The 21,650-nt window shown below is 66.3% G+C and carries 24 protein-coding genes; 10 read left to right on the top strand and 14 right to left on the bottom strand.

Annotated elements, in window-relative coordinates:
- Positions 1-47: 47 nt before the first annotated feature.
- On the bottom strand, positions 48-1,061 hold the full coding sequence (locus ACH34T_RS01960) for a sigma-70 family RNA polymerase sigma factor (protein ID WP_395990156.1): 1,014 nt from the start codon (positions 1,059-1,061) through the stop codon (positions 48-50).
- A 154-nt stretch (positions 1,062-1,215) separates the two neighbouring features.
- Between ACH34T_RS01960 and ACH34T_RS01965 the strand changes: the two genes are divergently transcribed.
- From ACH34T_RS01965 to ACH34T_RS02005, 9 genes are all read left to right on the top strand, one after another.
- A complete protein-coding gene (locus ACH34T_RS01965; protein WP_395990157.1) occupies positions 1,216-1,938 on the top strand; it encodes an SDR family NAD(P)-dependent oxidoreductase in 723 nt (240 codons plus the stop codon).
- Positions 1,939-1,953: 15 nt separating this feature from the next.
- Positions 1,954-2,757: an SDR family NAD(P)-dependent oxidoreductase gene (locus tag ACH34T_RS01970; protein WP_395990158.1), complete on the top strand. Its 804-nt coding sequence runs from the start codon at positions 1,954-1,956 to the stop codon at positions 2,755-2,757.
- Between the two features lie 28 nt (positions 2,758-2,785).
- A complete protein-coding gene (locus tag ACH34T_RS01975; RefSeq protein ID WP_395990352.1) occupies positions 2,786-3,208 on the top strand; it encodes an SDR family NAD(P)-dependent oxidoreductase in 423 nt (140 codons plus the stop codon).
- A 6-nt stretch (positions 3,209-3,214) separates the two neighbouring features.
- On the top strand, positions 3,215-3,652 hold the full coding sequence (locus ACH34T_RS01980; RefSeq protein WP_395990159.1) for a magnesium chelatase domain-containing protein: 438 nt from the start codon (positions 3,215-3,217) through the stop codon (positions 3,650-3,652).
- The gene (locus ACH34T_RS01985) at positions 3,630-3,911 is read left to right on the top strand and encodes an ATP-binding protein (RefSeq protein WP_395990160.1); all 282 of its coding nucleotides are present in this window, start codon (positions 3,630-3,632) and stop codon (positions 3,909-3,911) included. The genes ACH34T_RS01980 and ACH34T_RS01985 overlap by 23 nt, the downstream gene beginning before the upstream one ends.
- Positions 3,912-4,027: 116 nt before the next feature.
- Entirely contained in the window at positions 4,028-4,222 is a 195-nt protein-coding gene (locus ACH34T_RS01990) for an ATP-binding protein (RefSeq protein ID WP_395990161.1), read from the top strand.
- The gene (locus tag ACH34T_RS01995; protein ID WP_395990162.1) at positions 4,204-4,659 is read left to right on the top strand and encodes an ATP-binding protein; all 456 of its coding nucleotides are present in this window, start codon (positions 4,204-4,206) and stop codon (positions 4,657-4,659) included. The genes ACH34T_RS01990 and ACH34T_RS01995 overlap by 19 nt, the downstream gene beginning before the upstream one ends.
- A 186-nt stretch (positions 4,660-4,845) precedes the next feature.
- A complete protein-coding gene (locus tag ACH34T_RS02000; RefSeq protein WP_395990163.1) occupies positions 4,846-5,175 on the top strand; it encodes an ArsR/SmtB family transcription factor in 330 nt (109 codons plus the stop codon).
- Between the two features lie 22 nt (positions 5,176-5,197).
- Complete coding sequence (locus tag ACH34T_RS02005; RefSeq protein ID WP_395990164.1) at positions 5,198-5,677, top strand: SRPBCC family protein; 480 nt, start codon at positions 5,198-5,200, stop codon at positions 5,675-5,677.
- A gap of 903 nt (positions 5,678-6,580) precedes the next feature.
- Here the strand turns inward: ACH34T_RS02005 and ACH34T_RS02010 are convergent.
- From ACH34T_RS02010 to ACH34T_RS02070, 13 genes are all read right to left on the bottom strand, one after another.
- Complete coding sequence (locus ACH34T_RS02010; RefSeq protein ID WP_395990165.1) at positions 6,581-6,847, bottom strand: hypothetical protein; 267 nt, start codon at positions 6,845-6,847, stop codon at positions 6,581-6,583.
- Positions 6,837-7,667, bottom strand: a complete 831-nt coding sequence (locus ACH34T_RS02015) for a hypothetical protein (RefSeq protein WP_395990166.1) — start codon at positions 7,665-7,667, stop codon at positions 6,837-6,839. Before ACH34T_RS02015 ends, ACH34T_RS02010 begins: the two co-directional genes overlap by 11 nt.
- Before the next feature lie 46 nt (positions 7,668-7,713).
- Complete coding sequence (locus ACH34T_RS02020) at positions 7,714-7,932, bottom strand: hypothetical protein (RefSeq protein WP_395990167.1); 219 nt, start codon at positions 7,930-7,932, stop codon at positions 7,714-7,716.
- A gap of 166 nt (positions 7,933-8,098) precedes the next feature.
- Positions 8,099-8,566, bottom strand: coding sequence for a hypothetical protein (locus tag ACH34T_RS02025; RefSeq protein WP_395990168.1), 468 nt, complete (start codon positions 8,564-8,566; stop codon positions 8,099-8,101).
- 351 nt (positions 8,567-8,917) lie between these two features.
- The gene (locus ACH34T_RS02030) at positions 8,918-10,690 is read right to left on the bottom strand and encodes a hypothetical protein (protein ID WP_395990169.1); all 1,773 of its coding nucleotides are present in this window, start codon (positions 10,688-10,690) and stop codon (positions 8,918-8,920) included.
- A 189-nt stretch (positions 10,691-10,879) separates the two neighbouring features.
- Positions 10,880-13,288 carry a tyrosine-type recombinase/integrase gene (locus ACH34T_RS02035; RefSeq protein WP_395990170.1) on the bottom strand — a complete coding sequence of 803 codons (2,409 nt, stop codon included), beginning with the start codon at positions 13,286-13,288 and terminating at the stop codon, positions 10,880-10,882.
- Positions 13,281-14,483 carry a tyrosine-type recombinase/integrase gene (locus ACH34T_RS02040; protein WP_395990171.1) on the bottom strand — a complete coding sequence of 401 codons (1,203 nt, stop codon included), beginning with the start codon at positions 14,481-14,483 and terminating at the stop codon, positions 13,281-13,283. The genes ACH34T_RS02035 and ACH34T_RS02040 overlap by 8 nt, the downstream gene beginning before the upstream one ends.
- Positions 14,484-14,516: 33 nt before the next feature.
- On the bottom strand, positions 14,517-14,762 hold the full coding sequence (locus ACH34T_RS02045) for a hypothetical protein (RefSeq protein WP_395990172.1): 246 nt from the start codon (positions 14,760-14,762) through the stop codon (positions 14,517-14,519).
- Between the two features lie 97 nt (positions 14,763-14,859).
- Positions 14,860-15,126, bottom strand: coding sequence for a hypothetical protein (locus tag ACH34T_RS02050; protein ID WP_395990173.1), 267 nt, complete (start codon positions 15,124-15,126; stop codon positions 14,860-14,862).
- A 34-nt stretch (positions 15,127-15,160) separates the two neighbouring features.
- Positions 15,161-15,733: a hypothetical protein gene (locus ACH34T_RS02055; protein ID WP_395990174.1), complete on the bottom strand. Its 573-nt coding sequence runs from the start codon at positions 15,731-15,733 to the stop codon at positions 15,161-15,163.
- A complete protein-coding gene (locus tag ACH34T_RS02060; RefSeq protein WP_395990175.1) occupies positions 15,730-16,071 on the bottom strand; it encodes a helix-turn-helix transcriptional regulator in 342 nt (113 codons plus the stop codon). Before ACH34T_RS02060 ends, ACH34T_RS02055 begins: the two co-directional genes overlap by 4 nt.
- Positions 16,072-16,119: 48 nt before the next feature.
- Positions 16,120-16,434 (bottom strand): PadR family transcriptional regulator, encoded by a 315-nt coding sequence (locus ACH34T_RS02065; protein WP_395990176.1) that lies wholly within the window; start codon positions 16,432-16,434, stop codon positions 16,120-16,122.
- Positions 16,435-17,081: 647 nt separating this feature from the next.
- Complete coding sequence (locus tag ACH34T_RS02070) at positions 17,082-17,345, bottom strand: hypothetical protein (protein ID WP_395990177.1); 264 nt, start codon at positions 17,343-17,345, stop codon at positions 17,082-17,084.
- Positions 17,346-17,643: 298 nt separating this feature from the next.
- Between ACH34T_RS02070 and ACH34T_RS02075 the strand changes: the two genes are divergently transcribed.
- Positions 17,644-21,615: a hypothetical protein gene (locus tag ACH34T_RS02075; protein WP_395990178.1), complete on the top strand. Its 3,972-nt coding sequence runs from the start codon at positions 17,644-17,646 to the stop codon at positions 21,613-21,615.
- Positions 21,616-21,650 lie beyond the last annotated feature (35 nt).

Raw genomic sequence — 21,650 nt, forward strand, 5'->3', positions numbered from 1 at the left:
CAACCTTTCGAATCTCGCGTCTGGGATACGGGCTGAAAGCAAGGAGGTCAGTTACAGGGAAGGGACCGCGGGAGCCCGAACCACGGAAGGACGCTGTTGTCAAAACGGGTCACGGCGCTGATCCGATCGCCGGCCAAGGTGAGGACCACGAGCCCCGTCCCACGCCGGATGCCATCGCTGCCCGAGCGCAGATAAGTACCGAATGCCGGTTGGCCGTTCGCGCGCGTAGGCACCAGGTGGTACTTCCGGTTGGCGCTCATGAGCGCGGCGTAGAACCCGGAGACGGCGTCGCGGCCGAGGTACTCAAGCGGCATCGGCGGCATGGAGACGCGAGCGTCGTCGGTGAGCAGGCCGACCAAGGCGTCGACGTCGCCGGATTCGTAGGCACGGGCGAACTTCGCCACGAGTGCCTCTTCGGCCGGCGAGGCGGGCGCAGGTGGTGAATCGTCCATCCCGCTCGGCGGGATTCGCCGGTGCAGCGTGGCGCGTGCCCGTTTGAGTGCGCTGTTGACCGAATCGACGGAAGAGTCGAGCATGTCGGCGACCTCGGCCGCCGGGTAGCCGAGCACCTCGCGCAAGATCAGGACGGCACGTTGGCGTGCCGGCAGGATCTGCAGCGCAGTGACGAACGCCAGCGAGATGGACTCTTTCTGCTCATAGCGTGCTTCCGGTCCGAGCGGCGCGGCGATCGCACCGTCGAGGAGAGCGTCAGGGTACGGCTCCAGCCACACGACTTCGCCGAGCCGGCTCGGCTCCGGCGGTTCGATCTCGGGCACATTCCACTCCTTCGCCGGGCGACGGCTGGCCGAGCGAATCGCGTTGAGGCACTGGTTCGTGGCGATCCGGTACAGCCAGGTGCGGATCGAGGCACGCACCTCGAACCGGTCGAGTGCCCGCCACGCCGCGAGCAGCGTGTCTTGCAAAGCGTCCTCGGCGTCCTGGAACGAGCCGAGCAGCCGGTAGCAATGCATGTGCAACTCCCGGCGATGTGGCTCGGTCAGCTGCCGGAACGCCTCGCCATCGCCGGCCTGCGCCCTCGCGATCAGCTCGCTCGCTGTCACGTCTCATCACCCCACCTGGTGTCGGTTCTTGCCAGCCCTTCTCCGGTTCTGACACCGGGCCGGCCGAGAACTGGGCGCACCACGCCCGCCCAATTCCTCCACACCGTGGTGTCTGCACCATCGACGGCTCGATTCCACCTCATGAGGAGCACACATGACACTCACGGGCAAGACAGTCCTGGTCACCGGAGCCAACCGCGGCATCGGAAGGGCGCTGGTCGAGGAGGCGCTGAGCAGGGGCGCCGAACGGGTCTACGCCGGCACACGGCAGGCCCTGAACCCTACGGATGAGCGCGTCACGCCCCTGGTCCTGGACCTGACGAATGCCGCCCAGATCAACCTTGCCGCCGAGACCGTTGATTCGCTCGATGTCCTGATCAACAACGCGGGCGTCTACGGCTATGAAGACCTGGCCGATCGAGCTGCCCTCGAACAGCATCTCGCGGTCAACCTCTTCGGACCCTACGCCGTCACGCAGGCCTTCCTGCCCCGGCTCATCGAGTCGCAAGGCGCGATCGTCAACGTGCTGTCATTGGCTGCGGTGGCTGCCGTGCCCATCAGTCCTGCGTACTCGATCTCCAAGGCGGCCGCCTTCTCGTTGACGCAGTCCCTGCGTGCCACTCTCGCCGGCCAGGGCGTGGACGTCCACGCCGTACTGCCCGGTCCCGTGGACACCGACATGGTGCGCGACCTCGAGATCCCGAAGGCGTCACCACAGTCGGTAGCCACAGCCATCCTCGACGCGCTGGACAAGGGAGAGGACGAGATCTTCCCCGATCCCTTCTCACAGGCGCTTGCCGATAGCTGGAACAGCGGGGCGGTCAAGGCGCTCGAACGTCAGAACGCGGCGCTCGTCGGCGCGGCCCAGAACCAGTAGCGGAAGGGCATACCAATGAGTACGAGTCTGCTGCTCCAGGACAAGACGGCCGTGATCTACGGAGCCGGCGGCGCCATCGGTCACGCCGTCGCCAGAACATTCGCACGCGAAGGGGCACGCCTCCTTCTCACAGGGCGCACCCTGTCGAAGGCGGAGGTACTGGCCAAGGAGATCGTCGCCGACGGCGGCGTGGCCGAGGCCGCGCAGGTCAACGCGCTCGACGAGAACGCCGTGGCCGAGCACCTCGACACGGTAATCGAGAAGGCGGGGGGCATCGACATCTCGTTCAACGCCGTCGGGCTCCGCAACACCACGCTGCAGGGCGTTCCGCTCGTCGATCTCGACGTCGAGGAGTTCATGCGACCCGTCAACGAGCACGTGCGCGCCAACTTCTTGACCGCACGCCTTGCCGGCCGGCACATGGTCGCCAACGGCGCGGGCGTGATAATGACCGTGACCTCGCTTCCCTCCCGGATCGCCAATCCCCTCATGGGTGGCGTGGCCTTGGCCATGGCAGCCGAGGAAGCCCTGATCAGGGACCTTTCCGTCGAACTCGCGCCGTACGGCGTACGCGTGGCCGGCGTCCGGACCCAGGCCATGCCCGACAGCGGCACGATCGAAGAGGTCTTCGGCATCCACGCCAAGGCCCACGGGATCACTCGCGAACAGTTCCAGGCCATGGTCGCCGAGCGGACACACCGCAAACGCCTGCCGAGCCTCCAGGAAATGGCTGAGGTCGTCACGTTCATCGCCTCGGACCGGGCCGCTGGTATCGCCGGAACCATGGCCAACATGAGCCTCGGAGCCATCCCCGACTAAGACGCCGGGAGGAGCACGATCATGAACAATTACGGGCAGGACCGCGGTCGTTGTCGGCGCCGGCCGCGGCTTGGGCCGCGGCATCGCCGGCGCGTTCGCCGAGGCGGATGCTTCGGTGATCGCCGTCGCTCGCACCGGTGATGACCGCACCGAGCTGGCCGGCACGAACGAGAACATCCAACCCGAGCGTGGACGCAGCCGAGGACGGAGTGGCGGGAGCAGATGCTCGATCGGCACAACCCGGACGTTCTCGTACTCGACTCCCGCCGACACTGAGACCCCTCGGAGCCCCGCTCACCCCTTCGTGCTCGTGCCATTGGATGCACGCAAGCCATATCGCAACTCCGTGAGTGCGGTGGTACGAGCGGCTGCGAATCGACCATTCCGCCGAGGCTCGATTCCGCTTCGGGGCGCCCTCTGCTCACCCCGACCCTTACGACGAAAGGATTGATATGCCATGGGCCTGGCCCGTACACGCGCGATCGCACTGCTGGGTATCGAAGGCACCGTGGTCGACGTCGAAGCCTCGATCACCGAAGGGACGCCCGGCTTGCACCTGATCGGGCTCCCCGACACGGCCCGCAACCAAATCCGCGATCGCGTTTACGCCGCCATCATCAACTCCGACCAGCACTTCCCCCACCGCCATGTCGCGGTCAGTCTCTTCCCCATCAGCCTGCCCAAACACGGCAGCGGATTCGACCTGGCCATCTCCGTTGCCGTCCTAGCAGCCAACGGCGCCGTCCCCGCCGAGGCGTGCACGGGCACGGCGCTGATCGGTGAGCTGGGCCTGGACGGTCGGGGTGCGGCCCGTGCCCGATGTCTTGCCCGCCGTCCTGGCGGCCGTCGACGCCGGTGCCACCGTGATGGTCGTGCCCCAGGCCAATGCCGCTGAGGCATCCCTGGTACCCGGCGTCGAGGTGATCGGCGTTTCCTCGCTAGGCGCGCTGATCGCGCACCTGCGCGGCCTGCCACCACCCAACGACGGCGACCACGCCCACGGCAGCAACCATCACGCCGCCTACCCCACAATGAGGCTGCCCGGCGGCCTGGATCTGGCCCAGGTGAAAAGGCAAGCCGGCGGGCGCAAGGCGATCGAGGTGGCCGCGGCGGGAGGCCACCACCTCGCCCTAGTCGGCCCCGCCCGCACGTGAGCGATCATGCTCGCCGAGCGGCTACCTGGCCTGTTGCCCGACCTTGATCACGACACCGCGCTGGTGGTGACCGCCCTTCACTCCCTCGGGACGTCCTTCCTCCCGACGAGCCTTTGATGTTCCGGCCCCCGTTCTGCGCGCCGCACCACACATCCTCCCGGGCGGCCGTCCTCGGCCACAGCACCAGCCGCACCGTTCACCCAGGGGCCGTATCGCTCGCCCACCGAGGAGTTTTGCTCCTGGACGGCCTGCCCGAGTTCGCCATGCGGACGCTGGAGTCGCTGGCCGGGCGTTGGAGGACGGGACGGTAACCGTCAGCGGAGACGGCGGGAGCGTGCCCCTTCCCGCTCGTCCGATCGCGGTGCTGGCCGCCCACCCGTGCCCGTGCGACGCACCGACCTCGCAGGCGTGTACGTGTGCGCCCGGCGTCCGCCAGCGCTACCTGGCCCGGCCGCCCCGCTCCCTGCTGGACCGCGTCGCCATCAAGCACCGGCTCGCCCCGGCATCCCCAGCCGAGCTTCGCCGTGACCTAGCAGCGGCCGAGTCCAGCAGGCGCGTCGCCGACCGCGTCCAGGCCGCCCGTGACCGCGCAGCGCGTCGGCTGACGGACACGCCGTGGCGCACCACCGCCGAGATTCCTGGCCCGGAGCTGCGGCGCCGTTTCCCCCCACCGCCGCAGGCGACCGCGGCATTCGACGCCGCGCTGTCCGGCGGTCTGCCAACCGTCCGCGGCCTCGACCAGGTGTGAGGCACCGACCGACGCCGCAACCACCCGGTGCCGTCATGGCGCGTGTCACCAGCCGCCCAACGAGACCGTTTGCTGATCAGAGCCCGTCCGGGCTAACACTTAAGCGCGCACTTGACTATTGTGCTGCGCCCGGCAATACTTAAGTCTGTGGTTGAGCGTGCGGGTGTCGACGTCATCCTCCGAGGCTTGGCCGAGCCGACCCGCCGGGCGATCATCGAACGGCTCGGGCGCGGCCCCGCCACCGTCAGCGAGGTGGCCAAGCCGTTCGACATGACCCTCGCGGCGGTGGTGCAGCACCTGCGGGTCCTGGAGGAGTGCGGCCTGATCCGCACCGAGAAGGTCGGACGGGTGCGGACCTGCCGCCTGGAACCCGGCGGCCTGGAGGCGCTCGCCGCCTGGATCGCCGCGCGACGGACGCCGGTCGAACGCCAGCTCGACCGTCTCGGCGAGGTCCTCGCCGGTGACGGCCGGCCGGAGGGCACCTGCCAGCCCCGACAGACCGATGAACAGCCCTGACAGCCGAATAGAAAGGCAGACCATGATAAGCGAGAACGTCGTCGCGACCCCGCCGGTCGCGCACAGCACCGTCAGCCTGGAGCGGACCTACCCCGCACCGCCCGCCCGCGTGTACGCGGCGTTCGCCGACGAGGCGACCAAACGCCGCTGGTCGCTGGAACTGGACGGCATGCACGTCGACGAGTTTGCCCTGGACTTCCGCGTCGGCGGGACGGAGACCGCAAGATTCCGGGTCGGCAACGGCCCGCAGGTGCACACCGAGACGGTCTTCCAGGACATCGTCCCCGACACGCGCATCGTGTTCGCCTACCGGATGGCCATGGACGGCACACCGACGTCGGCCGCCCTGACAACCGTTCAGATCGCCCCGGCCGGGGACGGCACGATTCTGACCTACACCGAACAGAGCGCCTACTTCCACCAGGGCCACTCCGCCGAGCTCGCCGAGGAAGGATGCGCGGTCCTGCTGGCCAGCCTCGGCAACGTACTCGCGGCGACCTGACGCGCCCGGGGGCATCAGCCCCCCGGGCGCGGCCCCGCGTCCTGGCATCCGCCGCCGCGCGGGTAACGATCGGGAGGCTTCAAGCTCACGTCCGGACCGGGTACTTGGACTCCACCGACCAGCAGAAGGCCTCCACTCGGGTCCGTGTCACAGGGGCAAAGTGGCTCTGGGTAGTTGTTGTCACTCTTCGTGCTCTCGTAAATGACGTGTTCTGCGAGACCGGCGGTCCCTCGCCGGGCGGTCACGTCCTCCCAGATCGCCATTCGCACAACTCCTCGCAGAACCGGATGGCTGCGCGCGGAGTTCTGCGAGACTGGCCCGGTGGAGCTGACAGCGGAGGAGGCCGCGGAGGCGGTCGAGCGCTACGACTGCCCCACTGCCCACGGGGGCTGGGACTGTAGCGTCCGCGAATTCTTCAATTGCTTCGTCGAGGGGGAGGACGATGTTAGCGGGCCGCCCGTCACTGCTGTCCATTCCGGAGAGCGGCCACTCTTCGGGCCAATACGGCACTTTGGGAAGCCAGGACGAAAAATAGCGGACCGCTTCGGCTTTCTCGCGAACCAATTCCAAGTGCCGCGCCTGCTCGGCTTTTGCGACTTCTTCAGGACTGGGGGAAGGCACAGGTAGCAGCTTCCACAGACATCGCGGACCGTCTTCCGCTCGCCGCCGACAAAATAGTCTTTCTCAATCATTATCGCGGACCGCATCCGCAGCTTTGCCCCGCACACTTCACAAACAGGGACAGCCTCCTCTTCCACCACACCATCTAACCTCCTCAGCACCTTGCTGCATTCGTACCGATCCGCTGCCGAGTGCCTCCTCTTCAAGGATGCTCGGCAGCGGCGAGCGGCGCCCCCGGTTTGGGGGAGTTGGCAGACGCTCGTGCCGTCAGGCTAACGGGCGTCAGGACAGTCGCTCGGCAGCCTGGCCGATATCCCTGACCACGAGGGGCTGGCGTTGCGACAGCTGAGGCCGGTGATGGGTGTCAACGGGGCTGCTACCGGTGAGACTTGCCGTGATCTTCAGCATCCGTTGCTCGCCTCCAGAGCCGGGAAGGCTGACGCCCAGAGCGGCGACCGCGTCGGGCCAGTCGATGACGTCCGCCGACTGTCCGCCGCCGATGCTGGGATGGACGGTGATGAACCGGCTTTCTCTAAACTCAATTCTCATGGGCAGAGGCTCTTCCGGAGATTGATCCGAACGAGGGCATGCCGAGTTCGGTCGCTGTCGCCCTTCGTTGGAGGGTGGCGTCGATCTGGGTCAGTTTGTCCTTGACGCTGCTGTAGCTGACTTGCAGACCTTCGACCTCGCCCAGCCATCCTTCGCGTTTCGCCTCGATGATGCGGGCTTCAAGGTTGTCGCGGATCTCTTCGAGCCTGGCTCGCTGCGTGGGATCTGGTCGCAGGAGCGAGCATCTCACGCAAGCGTGTTCATGGACGCAGGGTGAGCCGAACGCTCGGGCGCAGGTTCCAACCGACACCTTTCTTTTCTCGAAATGCACAAGGAACGCATCCCATTCCGCGTCGGTCGGCGTTCGATATTCTTCGCTGGGCCTGGTTGCTCGGCGGCGGGTCACGAAGCCTCGATGAGCCTCAATCGTCTCGGCTGGGTAGACGGCTTTGCAACCCATGGTCGTGTCAATGGTCTTGTGCCCACAGATGACCTGCGCGATGTGCGGCGGCAGACCGTTCATGATGGCGTCCGTGACAAAAATTCTTCGGAAATCGTGCGCCTGGAATATCAACGGACCACCGTTGGTGCCGGTGAGTTCGGTCGCGGCCAGTGAATTGATCAGCAGCTTGCGGATGGCCGAAGGCGTGAACGCGCGGCGCTCATTACCGATGCCGCGCTGAAAGAGCACTGGCATCGGCGGGTTCCAGATCTTCACCCGGACGTCGTAGGAGACCACCAGGGGGATCGACCCATCGGAGTTTTGCAGGCGCTGGATGATGGCGCTCAGGACGTCGGCCAGTTCGGGGCTGACCAGCATTCTCTGAACTAATAATGATCATGACGGCGGCGGCAACCTGGACCATCTATGGTTCTTGGATGCGCCGCAGGATGTTGGCCAGCAAGATCACGGTGTCGGCGGCGATCCCGGCCTCGCGCCGCGTCGCGGCTGAGTCGTGCTTGATGTGCTGGGCGAGGTCGATCGCTCCTCGAGCCAGTTTGCGCAGGTCAGCGTGCTCTGAACCGGCGAGGGCGTCCTCGATGTAGCGCCCGATGCGGATCTTGGTCTTGTCGACCGGCGGCACGTTCTCGCCGGGGCGTAGGTGACCTGTGGGTCATAGACCTGTCGGCTCAACACCTCAAGGATGATGACGCAGTCGTTGCCGATGTTCCGGTAGTCCTGCGCGGTAGTGGCCGACTCGAAGTGCCTCCGGAGCTCGGCCAGCTCTGCGTCGACGCTGGTCCATCCGGTTACTGGGTTGGGGCTGACGGGCTGAGCGGCGTGGACGACAGTGCCCGGCTCTCCTTCTCGATCAGTTGGTCGTGCAGAGGATTGAACAGGTCGTTCAACATGTCACGGCGCTTCTGCCATGAGCCGCTGCATCCTTCGCGTAGCCATTGCGACCTGAAGGTCGCGTAGTCGCGGAAAGGCAGGTTGAAGGCGACGCCGACTCGCTTGAGCACGGCGTGCAGGGTCAACACCGCTTCACGTATGCCGTGTTCGGTCAGCTCCTGACTGCTGTCGGTGCCGTACTTTTCCAACTCGTCGTGGACCAAGCGGGCCAGGCCGACGGCAGCATCGAGGTCGTCGTGATCTTGGACAGGGCTCGCCCGCAGCGCGGTCAGCAGCTGCGTGTTCAGAGACCTGTTCAGTCTCGGAGGCGGTCCCCAGGGGTCATGCGCCTGTTGTCGTTCGATGAAGAAGTCATCGGGCCTCACGGGTCTCACCACCTCAGCAGCCTTGACCTGGTCTTGTGGCTGACTGGATTCGGCGCCTCCACACTGAACAGGCTCGCCGCCCTTCCAGCATTACTGCGACCGCTGACCGGACGGCGTTGCCTCACCGTCAGCTGGATCCAACAGCTGAAATCGCGGGCCTCCACACGGGTCGCACGGTTCCAAGGGACATCCACCGCGTACAGGAACCTTCTCTGCACCAAGCAAGCCGGCACGTCATGACCAGAGGCCAACGCTCCGGCATGTGTGTTGCCGTGACGCGTCTGTTCGGCACACAGGTCCGTGGGGGGACATCCGCTCATGCCGAAGAGTGCACAGGGGGAGGTGATCGGCTCAGAGGCCGGCCGTGGCCAATGCCGTCAGCAGTGGAAGCTTGTGGCGGTAATCGGCTTTGAATCGTTCGAGACAGTCTGCGAAGTCCAAGCCGGCTTGTTGATGCATCGCTTTGAGTTCGGTCAGCAGGTAGGCGGCCCGGTTGAACCTGGCGTAATCGGTCCGTCGGTCGATGGTGAGTTCGGCGGCCCGCAGCATGATCGAGATCGCCTCGGCCGGATGCTGGTGTGCCAGCGCCCACGCCATGTGCGGTAGCTCACGGACATCGAGATCGAATTCCCGCGCCATCTCCCAGGCTTGATCGACGTCGCCGATAGCGAACAAGAGATGGACCAGCGAAGCGGCAGTACCGGTGGGTCCAAACAGCACCGCTCGTTCGAGTAGGTGAGCGAAGGCGCGGTTTTTCGCGTACTCCACCGCGTTCAGCGGTTCGGCGGCAGCCAGCAACGCACCGTACGCACGTTCTCGATCCCGATAGAATCCTTCATCGGGAACGCATGCGAAAATGTCCCAGCGGATCCTTGCCGCGTCACGGTACTGACCACGCAGCTCATACAGCTCGGCGAGTAGGACGTCGCCCCCTAGCAGACCGTCGCTGTCGTTTTGCTGCAGGCCTTCCAGATAGGAGAAGGCGCGGTTTTTCGCGTACTCCACCGCGTTCAGCGGTTCGGCGGCAGCCAGCAGCTCACGATAGTGGGTTTGGCGGGGCCATCTTTCGAAGATGCTCCAGCGGATCCTTGCCGCATCTCGGTGTCGACCGCGCTGCTCATACAGCTCGGCGAGATCGACGTCGTCGCTGAGCTCCCTTTGTTGCATGCCCTCCAGCCAGGAGATGGCCTTGTCGATCCGTCCCGCCGAACGCAGCGCCTCGGCGATCGACCTGTCTCTATGGTGCGATGGATTCTCGGCGTAGAAGTCTTTCAAGACCTCGACATCAGGTTCAAATGCCAGCAGGAAGTGTTCGCGGACGAAGGCGATCCCAACACGCTGATTCGCCGCCTCCTCGTCATAATCGTCGTCGAACTCGTCGTAATAGGAGTCCTCAGAAGGCAGGCCCCGGTCCAGCTCGTCCAACCGCCGCCGAAAAGTAGCCAACCCCCGGGCCCCGAGCGCCTCAACCAGATCGGCGACTTCAACGAAGAAGTATCCGGTATCCTCCAACTGCAGATCGAGAACCCAGCCGGCCAACTCATCAGGGCTCATCGGTTCATCCAGGCATGCACGGACGAGGCCCGCGGTGGTCCGCTCCCCGACGTCAAAGAGCATCTGCCGGTCCTCTTGGGCGTCGAAATGGGACCGATCGTGCACCAGGTCCCGCAGCAGTCGTTGATACAGCGGCCTGGTGATCGCCGGGTGATCAATGGTGGCCTGCTCCAAGGTGAGCAGGAGATCTTCGGCCTCCTTCGCCCAGCTGTCCACGTTCGCACTGTTTCGCGACGCCCCGCCGACCGCGTCCACCCGGGAAAGCAGCGCCGCGGCATCCGGTGGGCCTGTCACGTCCACAGCCATCACCGCAGCAGCCACGCAGTGCTCGCAGAAGACACCGCCGCGCCCTATCGGGCAGGAACACTCACCGACCAGCTGGCCATCGGCGCCCGTCAACCGCACCTGATAGTCATCGTCCCCCACCACGGCGACCACATGGTCCGCGAACACCTGCAGCGGACCTATCTGCTCGTAAAGCTCGAGACCGAGCTCGTACCGATCGGTGTCAGCACGTGCCATCACATCGTCTTTAGTGAACCAGACCGCGTCTTTGGTGAGCCAGACCACTCGCATATCCAACCAGATCGGACGGCCGCAGGGCCGCGACTGGGGGCATCCCTGGTGGTTGTCAGAGCTGGTTGTCGCGGAATGTCCTAAACGCACTCTTCCGCCGCGATGAGCGTGTTTCAGAAACTTGGGTTAGGTGGGTCGATCCCAGCCCGGTCCTTGCGCTGGGAACGACCGACGGGACTCAGATCAGCGTGGCGCAACGACCCCCGGTATGCCTAGTTCGACTGGCGCGATTCGGGTCAGACGCTTGGACTCCTCCCGTTTCTGCCGCAGGTAGGTGAGGGTGAGGTCGATGCCCTCGACCTCACCCAGCCATGCCTCGCGCTTGGCGCGGGCGCGGCGTGCCAGCAGGTCGGCCTCGATCTCATCGAGACGTGACAGCATTTTCGGGTTTATAGCAAGCATGGGGCATCGCAAACACGAATGTTCATGCTGGCACGGGGTGCCATAGGGCCGCATGCAGCCGCCTAGCTCAACCTTTCTCTGGTCGAAATGTTCCTCGAACTCGCTCCATTCTTGCTCTGTGACGTTCCGGTACTCGTCGTGCGGGCGGGCGCCGCGGCGCCGCTCTAGGTATTCTTGGTAGTGGCGGACGACGTCCTCGTTGAACACGGCGACGTAGCCGCGCGTGGTCTGCAGGGTCAAATGCCCGAGCAGGGCGGCTCCGATATGGATCGGCAGCCCATTGTTCACCAGGTCCGTCGCGAACAATCTCCGAAAATCATGCGGAGTGAAACAGGCACTGCGGAAGCCAGGATGGCGTTCGGCGAGTTCCTCGCAGCGTCGCCGCAGCATGTTCACCACGGTGGCCGGGGAGATGACTTCCAGATTGGTCCCGATCTTGCGTTGGAACAGGAACGGCATCGCCGGGCTGGCTTGGCGCTCGTGTGGGTCGTAGCGTGACAGCAGCGGGATGGCCCGGCCATCTCGGGTGTGGCGGCGGATGATCGCGGCGATGACGCTGAACAGCTCGGCGGACATGGGGATGACGCGCTCTCGGTCGCTCTTGGACGGGGCGATCACGAGCAGGGTGATGATCTCACCGTTGGGTCGCTGGTATTGCCGGATGCTGAGATGGGTGAGCTCAAGCGCCTCCTCGATCCGAATCCCCGTGTGGCGAAGGAATTCCACGATCGCCCACTCGAAGAACGCAGCATCTTCGGCGGACGTGGCATTGATGTGCTTTCCGGAGGACTGGTCGAGGACGCGCACGTTCGCGGTTCCGCCGAGCCTGATCCGCCGTTCGTCGACCCGGCTCCACAAACGCTGATAGGTACGGCCGTCGAGGGCGACCGTTTCCCCGCCCTCTGCTACGGAGGCGTGCTCAAGCAGGGCGCGGAGGTGCTCGTATCGGGCCTCCATGTATTCCACGAGTGCGCTCAACAACGGTTGGCGTTGGCGGGTTCTGTCGTCCATTCGTTCCTTGACGCGCCGTTTGCGGATCCCGAAGCCGCGGACTTCCGCGTCAGATGCTGGGCAGGGCGCCACCCAGATCGCCCATTGCTCGGGCTCGGCGGCTGCCCAGGCTTGCAGGTCGGCATAGAAGGCCCTGATAGCGCGCAGTATCGGCTCGAATTCACGGCGTCCCTTGCCGTCGGCCCGGACCGCGACCTGCTCGCGCCATCGCCGGTAGAGTTCGCCGTCGATGCGCAGGTCCACTTGGTCGGGGGCGAGCTGTTCGATCGTGGCCCAAAAGTGGCTGGCCAGGTGCCGGGACAGGTTGTCCAGCGTCGAGTAATCCAGCTCGGGCTGGCGGCGCTCCAGATAGGCGATCAACAGCTGCCGGACGCCGGCGTGGCGGATCGGATAGCGGTCGACCATCTCCTGAACGGTCAACCGGCCGGTCAGCAACGCGGCCTTCAGTGTCGCCGGCCCGTTCGGCGGCAAGTGCCCCATCGCGTGCAGTGCCTGCCAGGCCAGATGCCCGGGGAACCGGCTGCCCGCGCCGCGGGCGCCGAGCACCAGCCCCTGACGGCGGCACTCCCAGGCGTAGTGCAGGAAAGCCGCCGGACTCAGATCGGCCAAGGCGATGCCCTGCGTGGTCAAGGCGACCGCGACGTCGAACAACGCGATGCCGTGATGGACCGGGTTCACCGGGCTGGTCTGCACCTGGGCCCAGAACTCGTCCAGCAGCGGGTCGTTCTGGGCAACCAAGAACCGCTTGCCGTAGTAGAGAAACTGGTTGGACCGGAACGCTTCCAGCGACGGCTGGATGATACGCAAGCAAAACAGGCACGCGGCGCCGGTCCCGATCTGGCTCCTGTCCCGGGGCGCCGACCGTAGGACAGAGACGGGGCGGCCGGGCTCGTTGAACCCACTGGCCTGCCACCGGTCCTGCCAAGTCTGGCCCGGGAACTCGCTCAGATGCGCAAGGAGGTCCCGGGCGCCACGGCTTCGACGCCACCGGTTGTCCACCGACTTCGTCGGCCAGGTCGTGCGCACCGCCTGCGCGATCTCCTCGATAGTTGCCCGGCTCAGATCACCGCGAGGGCGCTGCGGGACTGCCGGGGCAGGCGCGGGCGCGGCGTTCACGCTGACGAAGCGGCTAAGCCCCTTCTTGCTCCGGTGGATCGTCGTGCTTCCGGGGTCAGCCACCGAACACCGCCTTGATGTCCTCGGGGTCATACCCCGCGGCATAGACCCGCTGCGGTCGGGGCCGGTTGTAGTGCTCGGCCAACTTGTCGTGCATGTCCTCCACCCGCGCGGTCAGATAGCGGCCGGTGGTGTCCAGGTGCGCATGCCGCAGGATCGCCTGGACCTCGGCCAGCGTGAGCCGCTCGTCCCCGGCCATCCTGGTGGCCGCCGTGTGCCTCGCGTCGTGCAAAGTCCAGTTCGTGCCCAGCTTGTCGTTGGCCCGCTGCAGGATGCGACGCATCGCCCAGTACGTCAGCGGCCTCGGCTTCCCGCGCCGGGTGCGCCAGACCGGTTGCCCCGGCGCGGGCAGCCCGTCGGCGGCCAGGTAGCGGCCGAGATAGCGGAAGGCGTCCGGGGACGCCGGCACGGCCTGCCGTTCCCGGGTTCCCTTGCTGACCACATAGACCAGCCGGCCTGCCCAATCGATGTCCTCCAAGCCGACCCCAAGCAATTCGCTCGCCCTCGCACCGGACGAGACGTAGAACTCCAGCAGGGCGCGGTCGCGATCGCAGCCCATCTCCGCGAACAACTCCTCCCACCGGTGGTCGGGTATCGCGCGCGGCGCCTGCGCCGGCACCTTCTGCCGCAACCTGGCCCTGCGGACCACCGGCACCGGTTCCAGCGGGGAGCGGTGCGCCAGCGCCCGCCTTCGCTCTGCCGACGCCGGGACAGGGTTGAGCGCCGGGCCAGCCCCGAAGCGGGCATGGAAGGAGTAGTAGCCGCCGATCACGGTGAGCGCGTGGTTGATCGTCCTGGGCGCGTAGCCCGCCCGCAGCGATTGCTTGCCGGTCTTGAGATTCACCGACCCTGGCGGGGACGAATCCGGCGACCGACGGCGGCGTTGCAGATTGCGGGCCTGACGCAGCCAGCCCACCAGCACCGCGACCTCAGCCTCGGTCGCCTTCTCCCACGGTGTCTTCAACATCCACAACAACCGGTGCCACCGCAACAGGTCGAAAGCGTAACTGCGGCAGGTCAACTGGCTGGCGTCACCCAGCACGAGATCCCGCAAGTACGCGCTGACCGACTCTACGTCCCGCCCGTCGGCGTCCACCACGACGAACGGGAGGTCTTCCGCCCGCCCAGCGACCACCGACCCAACGGCCGGAACCGAGCAACGCCCCTCCAGCAGGGCACGACGCACATCCTCGACCACACCAACTCCTTGATCGCGACCAGCAGCATCTGATCACCAGTGGGACTTAGTGCAGTCAACAGGCCGCCACCAGCGCAGCAGGTCCATCCCGTAGGAGCGGACCGTCGATGGCGCCTTCCCGGACGCCAGCAGCTCCTGGAAGAAGACGGAAGTTGCCTCCACGGTCGCGCCGTCGGACCCGACCATCCGGTAGGGCTCGTATCGGTCGTCGGTCTCCACCAACCGGCCCCACCGAGGAACCACCAGCGCCGCCAGATCCCGCTGGGGAGCATAGTTCATCACGACCGGTGACCGTAGCGACCGAGGACACGACCTGCCCTCTGAACTGCGAAACCTCCATGCCTAGTTCAGTCAACGGGGCGTCAGGTGCCCCCTCCTACGGACCGACCCAGCTCAGCAGCCACGCCTGGTCGAGATCCGCGACAATCTGACCATCCGGATCACCGAGGCCGAACAGCACGGCTGGCACGGCGAGGCTGAAGGGCTTCGCGTCAGCCTCGCCGCCGCCGAAGGCAAGCTCGCCCAACTCGACGAACGTGCCCGGCGAGCTACCACCATCATCCTCGGCATCCCGACATACCGCGAGATCGTCGGCCGCGCCGCCAGGATCCCCGGCAATCGGTCCTGAATCGATGGTTCTCATTTGCTACGACCTGCCCTCCAGAGGAGGCAGCGACCTACGCGCGTCGCGATCCGGCAAACCGGAGGAGAATCGCGAACCGGGGCGCGCCCAACGCGATCGACACGACGAACTGCCTGCGCTCTCGTCGGTCAGGGATAGCCAGCAGCTCGGCTGACCACTCGTGGGCGAATCGATCGCGCTGACCTGCGGGCAGCAACAGGACCGCGGCCTCCAAGATCCAACCGTGCCAGCGACCCACTGTTGCAGCACGAGGCAGATAGCCCTTGGCCCTGGCCGTGATCACCCCTGCCACCAGTTGGAGAACACGAGCACCCACATGGAGCAGAGGCTGAGACAACCGCCATAGCGAGGGCAGGTTCAGCGTCAGCCAGTGCGGTGGAACGATCGTGCCCAGCGCCAGCCAGCACGCGCTCAGCAGCCTGAGTAGCGGAGTGGGCAGCTCTTTAAGATCGTCGATCCACTCCTGCAGGTAGTCGTGTCCCTGCTTGTCCTTCCAGCGTCCTGCCGCCCAGCACGTGATGCGCCTGGCCAACCAGTCCGAATACCCGGTGATCTCGTTGGCGATCAAGGGGATGAGGAGCGAAATGACGAGCTGCCAGCCGCTCATTGGTCACCACCAAGGCCACCGGCCATGCCGAGATGCCCGCTGTTCTGTTCCCTCTGCTTGATCCGGCCGACCCTGACCAGCAGTTCGTGGACCTTGGCTCGTCCCTGGGGCGTCAGCTGGTGGATCCGGCGAGGCGGCCGGCCAGGCCGGGGGTTGCGGGTGTCCCACTGATTGTCGCTCCAGCCCAGCTCCCGGAGTCGATCCAGGTTGTTATAGACCGTGGGTCCTGATCGCTTGGTGAGTTTCTTGATCTCGTAACCGTGGAGGCCTGGTGGATGCTTCCACAGGGCCTCCGCGATATCGATGAACGGCTCCGTCAGCCGCTCTGGATCCCTCATACGGCTTAATTTATCTAGGAAAAGTTGATCTGGCTAGTAGCCCACAGGTCACCTGGCCGGGGCCCGCACGAGGCGACGCACCCTCCTCCCCCTGACTTGGTCCAGCCTGGCCTGGTCCAGTCCGTCTCGGGTGAGGCGGTAGTGCCTGCGCGGAGGACGACCTTCCTCAGGGTCGATGTCCTCGAAGAATGACTCCAGCCAGCCAGCCCGTTCCAGTCGCGCCAAGATCGGATACAGCGTTCCCGACGGGAGCCCCGTCCGCTTCATCAACTCATAGCCGTAGCGTGTCTTCGTTGGGTCGGCCAACAGTTCGCGCAGGACGCTGACGGTCGCCGAGGTCATGCGAGGCTTGGAAGTGCCCATGCACGAACTCTACGTAGGCAAGTCGCCGTAATCTACATAGGTAGATTAGCGAGCCGGACCTGCGTGGATCGCCACGGCGTTCCTGCCTAGATCACGCGCTTCCCGGCCGTCGACAACGATCAACCTGAGTGCTCGCCAGGAAGGTGCCGGTCGCAGGGCGCGTCGTCGACCGGGTCCGATGGCCCGGCGGCCGTCTGACCGGCGGGGGGCCGTGTGCGGGTGGGCGGGCCCGGGCGGGGCTGCCACAGCGGCCGACGCGGCGGCGGGCGCCGCCAGCACGGCCAGGGCGGCGGTCAGGGCGATGACGGGGCAGCGCAGCATCAGGGGCCTTTCGCTGAGGCTCGACCACACCAGAAGAACACAGAGAGCAATCCATCGTAACTAACTGCAATCGCCAGGGTGCGGTTGCTGCCGGTGAAACCGGGCGTCGCCTACATCGGCTACTTCGATGGTGACGCCGGCCGTAGCAGAGGGCTTTGCGGAAGCAGCCGAGGCCATCTTCAGACAGTGGCAGACCGGCCCCCGGCGGAAAGACTGTCTGCTCCTCCCTCTGGTCAACAACTACCGACTTGCCCTGGAGTTGGCCCTGAAGCAGGCGATTTGTAACGCCGCCGCGCCTGCGTCTCGACAGCCACGACGACCCAGCGCTAGGCCCCGCCGAGGTGGACGCGCACCTCAAGCGCAAGCAGCGTCATCGCCTGGGCCCGCCGGCGGATCAGCTTGCCAGGCTGCTCAAGTAGCTCACGCTCGACGACGTCCCGGCAGACACCATGCGCCTGCTGGCTCGGTTCCATCAGCTTGACCCCACTGGCGAGGCGTTCCGGTATGCCAACCATCTCCAGACCAGCGCCCGGCAGGTGGATGTTCCGCAGCTCACGAAGCTGTTCCGCCACGCCTTCGCCATCATCCACGGAGGCGTCCTCACGACGTTGCACGTTTACGCCGACTTCCAGTACGCCATGGACCAGCAGTACGCGGACTACGCCGAGGCGCTCGACGGCATGTACTCCTGGCCGCCGCAACATGTCCAGGCGGCCAAGCTCTTCGCCTGCGGAAACTCGTCTGAATGGACACCGCGGATGGGGGATACAATGAGTGAGACGATGATTACCGAGAGTGATGTAGGGCGTCCAGGGGATGGCTATGTCTTCAGTGCGCCAACGTGACGCGTATCGCACGACGGCATCCTGGTGACGCGAAAGGGTAAGCATGCCGCAGGAAGAGGGTCTGACACCTCGGCAGAAGTACCTCTCCGAGTTCTACAGCACCAAGGTAACCGCCGCTGATCTGGGAATCTTCGCCGACAGCCCCCAGGTCGAGGAGCCGGGCACGTGCCTGGAATACCAGATCCATGGTCTGATCATTCTGGGCAACGGGGCGTACCTGGGAGGGCGTTACCAGGAGGCGCTCGACCGCTACCTGCAGGCTTGGGGCTTGCTGCCCAAGCTCGTGTACCCGCTGTTTCCAGGCCCGTTGGGCAGGATCAAGGGCGATCTGCTGCTCGAGTTCGACCTCACCGAGCATCTGACCTCGGCGGCCGCGGAGATCCACAAGTGGCGCGGCCCGATCGGGTCGAAGGCCACGATCACGAGCACGGTCCCCGCACCAGAAGGGCTGGTCGAGCTCAGCGACACCATGGAGGGAGACGTCGGCCAGGGACGACGGCTGATCCGGCTCGGCCAGGTCGCGGCCGAAGCGGGCAGCTTCGATGAGGCCAGGCGCCACCTGGACGGCGTCCTCCAAATCGCAGGCGACGACTTGGAGCTCCAGGCCGATGCGCACCTGATGCTCGCGGCCGTTGAGCTACGGCAGGCGAACCCCTCGGGTGCCTACGAGCGCCTCGATCAGGCGAGGACACTGTACGAGAGGGCCGCCCGCGACGACGGTGTCGCCGCGACCCAGCACAACCTGGGCGTGATGTTGACCCTGCAGGGTAGTGCGGACGAGGCGGCGCGGATGTTCGCGAACAGCGCGAGCAACGTGCCCAAGAGCCTCGGCTGGCAAGTCACCCAGACCCTGAACCCGGGCATCGCCTCGTTCACCCGCGAGATGGGTGCGGCGAGCCTGCCGTTCATGGTGAAGGACGCCGCGACCGGCGGCTGGTCGATGCTCGCCGGAAAACACGACGCGGCCGCGAGCACGTCGGCCTCGATACTGCTGAACGGCACCGGCGTCCAGCTCGACCTGACCGGCGACGCCACATCGCAGTTCAAGACCATGGTGTACGACTCGCGCGTCAACCAGGCGACCCTCGACGGGCTCTCGACCTACCTCGGCAGCATCACCCAGTTCGTCACCTACCTGGCGCACGTTCAGGGGTTCGTGCTGCCGCTGGCGCTGGGCGACACCTACGCCGGGCTCGGCGACTACTCCAAGGCGGTGTCGTACTACCTCAAGGCGCGGGACTACCGGTACCTGAACCTGCCGATCGAGCGCCCCATGCTCTGGGCGAAGACGGCGCGGGCCATCATCCAGCTCGGCAACCGGCTCTACCGCGACCGCGACCCCGCCGCCGCGCAGGCGCAGTACGAGCGGATCGTCAAGGTGCTGCCGGGGGGTGGGTTTGACCTCACCGGGGCGTTGTACAGCGGTACGTTCGCCGACCTGACGGCCGAGACGATGGCCTTCCTGGCGGCGCCGGACAAGGTCGGGTTCACCGCCATGGACTTCGCCCGGCGCTCCGTGCTGATGGAGGCGCTCGGTCACCTGACCCAGATCCAGAACAACATCAACTACCTGGGGTTCCCCGACGAAATCGTCCCGATCCACTCCTGGCGATACCTACAGAATGTCGCGCGGTACCTGGCGACCCAGGCGGTTCAGGCGGAGCGCTCCTTCATCACCTTCAGGGACAACGCGGAGAAGGAGGCATTCACCCGGCTCGCGTTGGAACAGGGCGTGGACGCCCAGGCGGCAGCCCTCGATGTGGAGGAGGCGCGAGTCAATGCCGCGTTGGCCCAGCAGGCCGCCGCCCGGTCCGCCAAGAGTCTCGCCGGCAGCCGCCTCGACAACGCCGAGGATCAGCGGCAAGAGTACGAGGGCTTGAGCCAGGAGCTCGTGTATCTGGAGGAGATCATCGCGTTCACCAACGCGAGCGGCCTCCGGGACATGAAGGTCCGCATCAACTCGGACTGGGCGAACCTGCTCGGCATCGATCCGGGCCATTGGAACCCGAACGACCTGATCCAGCTGCTCACCCGGCGCCGCAGCCAGCTCTCCCGGGAATACGAGCTGCGGAACATGGACCGCCAGATCGAGGAGTTGGAGGCGGCGCTCACGGCCGCGACCGATCAGGTGGCAGTGGCCCAGAAGATGACCGAGGTCGCCACGGCGCAGCAGGAGCTGGCCGAGCTCCGGCTGGACCAGGCCAAGGCGCAGCTGGAGCACTTCGACAGCGAGGAGTTCACCCCGGAGCTGTGGGACAACCTGGCCCAGGCGCAGCGCGAGCTGTCCCGGCGCTACCTCGACCGCGCGATCGGCGCAGCGTTTCTGATGGAGCGAGCGTTCGAGTACCAGTACGACACCGAGGTCAACCGCATCCGCTTCGACTACCAACGCAGCGAGCTGCACGGCCTGCTGGCCGCCGACTTCCTGCTAGCCGACATCGACGAGTTCAGCTTCGACCGGCTCCTGGAGACCAAGAAGCGGCTGCCGATCAAGGTGACCATTCCGCTCGCAGAGCGCTATCCCTTCCCGTTCAGCCAGCAGTTCCAGCGGACGGGACGGCTTGAGTTCCAGACCCTGCTGGAGGAGTTCGACCAGCAGTATCCGGGGGCGCACCTCGCAACGCTGCGGCGGGTCGAGGTCGTGGTCGAGGGCCTGATCGGCCCCGAGGGCCTGCACGGCCGGCTGACCAACGCCGGCACCGGCTTCGTACGGGACCGGCAGGGCCGCCGCCGGATGCGGCTGCAGCCGCCGGAGACGCTGCTGCTGTCGCGGTTCGACCTGCGCAGCGACGGGTTCGTGTTCACCGCGGACGAGGACGTCCTCGACGTGTTCGAGAACAGCGCCCTCGCGACCGGCTGGGTGCTCGAGTTCCCGCCGGACGCCAACGACGTGGACCTGAGCGCCCTCGGCAATGTGCACCTGGTGCTGTACGCCGAGGCGTTCCACAGCAACCAGGTGGCCGACACCGTCCGCGCCGAGCTGGGCGCGACCGCGCTGTACCAGCACACCCTCGGGCTGTCGCTCAGCGCGCAGTTCCCCGACGAGTTCTTTGGATTCCAGGATGCCGGCCAGGTCCGGTTCACCGTCGACAACGCCTACCTGCCGTTCAACCACACCGAGCCCCGCCTGCGCGAGCTGCAGCTGCGCGTCCAGTCCGGCGAGGAAGGCGCGCCGGCCGGGCTCAACGTGCGGGTCGAGCGCATCGGCGGCGCGGCGGCGACGCAGGCCACCGACGTCAACGGAATGGTCGGCACCGGTGACGGCGCAGCACTGAACGCGCTGCGGGGGGCGTCGCTGACGGGCGAGTGGCTGATCCGCATCGACCTCGCCGACAACCCGGGCTTCGACCCGGCGAGCGTCGACGAGATCGTGCTGTTCGCCGAGTACGACTACACCCCACGCGGCCGGCCCGCCTCCGGCGACGCCTTCGACGCCGACCCGATGGCCGATTTCGACGCCATCACCGACGCCGCGGCGACCACCGGCGGACCGGCCGTCTGGTCCTACGACCCGGCGGGCAGGCTGATCCGCCAGACCAGCGGCGTCCACGGGCCCGGCGCCTCCCCTACGAGCCCGGACAAGCCCGGCACCTTCCTGATCAGGAAAACCGCCGCCGCGATCCCCTGGCCCGCGCTGCGCGACCTGACCGTCCACTCCCGGCTGCGCTCCGACGACCCCGATGGGATCGGCCTGATCTTCCGCTACCAGGATCCGGACAACTTCTATTTCCTGCTCATGGATTCGGCGCGCCACTACCGGCGGCTCGGCAAGAAGGTCGCCGGGACGTTCCAGGAGCTCGCCACGCCGGCCGTCGACCTGGTCAACGGCTACCCGGTCGGCGAAGTGCTGGATGTCACGGTGAGCATGGTCGGGGACGCCGTCGTCGCGTATCTGAACGGGCAGGAGATCCTGCGCGGCTGGGATGGCTCGATCATGGCGCCCGGCCGGGTGGGCTGCTACGCCTGGGCCAACCAGCAGGCGCACTTCCTCGACCTCGCGATCCGGCCGGTCTGAGAGGACGGGGACGACCATGGGATACGCGCCGCCGC

It is taken from the genome of Actinomadura sp. 9N215 (assembly GCF_044326345.1).
Classification (GTDB): domain Bacteria; phylum Actinomycetota; class Actinomycetes; order Streptosporangiales; family Streptosporangiaceae; genus Spirillospora.

Bases quoted from the DNA above. Each gene is read 5' to 3' on its own strand.
- ACH34T_RS01965 (WP_395990157.1), top strand. From the start codon at position 1,216: ATGACACTCACGGGCAAGACAGTCCTGGTCACCGGAGCCAACCGCGGC.
- ACH34T_RS01970 (WP_395990158.1), top strand. From the start codon at position 1,954: ATGAGTACGAGTCTGCTGCTCCAGGACAAGACGGCCGTGATCTACGGA.
- ACH34T_RS01980 (WP_395990159.1), top strand. From the start codon at position 3,215: ATGGGCCTGGCCCGTACACGCGCGATCGCACTGCTGGGTATCGAAGGC.
- ACH34T_RS01990 (WP_395990161.1), top strand. From the start codon at position 4,028: ATGTTCCGGCCCCCGTTCTGCGCGCCGCACCACACATCCTCCCGGGCG.
- ACH34T_RS02005 (WP_395990164.1), top strand. From the start codon at position 5,198: ATGATAAGCGAGAACGTCGTCGCGACCCCGCCGGTCGCGCACAGCACC.
- ACH34T_RS02010 (WP_395990165.1), bottom strand. From the start codon at position 6,847: ATGAGAATTGAGTTTAGAGAAAGCCGGTTCATCACCGTCCATCCCAGC.
- ACH34T_RS02015 (WP_395990166.1), bottom strand. From the start codon at position 7,667: ATGCTGGTCAGCCCCGAACTGGCCGACGTCCTGAGCGCCATCATCCAG.
- ACH34T_RS02045 (WP_395990172.1), bottom strand. From the start codon at position 14,762: ATGAACTATGCTCCCCAGCGGGATCTGGCGGCGCTGGTGGTTCCTCGG.
- ACH34T_RS02050 (WP_395990173.1), bottom strand. From the start codon at position 15,126: ATGAGAACCATCGATTCAGGACCGATTGCCGGGGATCCTGGCGGCGCG.
- ACH34T_RS02055 (WP_395990174.1), bottom strand. From the start codon at position 15,733: ATGAGCGGCTGGCAGCTCGTCATTTCGCTCCTCATCCCCTTGATCGCC.
- ACH34T_RS02060 (WP_395990175.1), bottom strand. From the start codon at position 16,071: ATGAGGGATCCAGAGCGGCTGACGGAGCCGTTCATCGATATCGCGGAG.
- ACH34T_RS02065 (WP_395990176.1), bottom strand. From the start codon at position 16,434: ATGGGCACTTCCAAGCCTCGCATGACCTCGGCGACCGTCAGCGTCCTG.
- ACH34T_RS02075 (WP_395990178.1), top strand. From the start codon at position 17,644: ATGCCGCAGGAAGAGGGTCTGACACCTCGGCAGAAGTACCTCTCCGAG.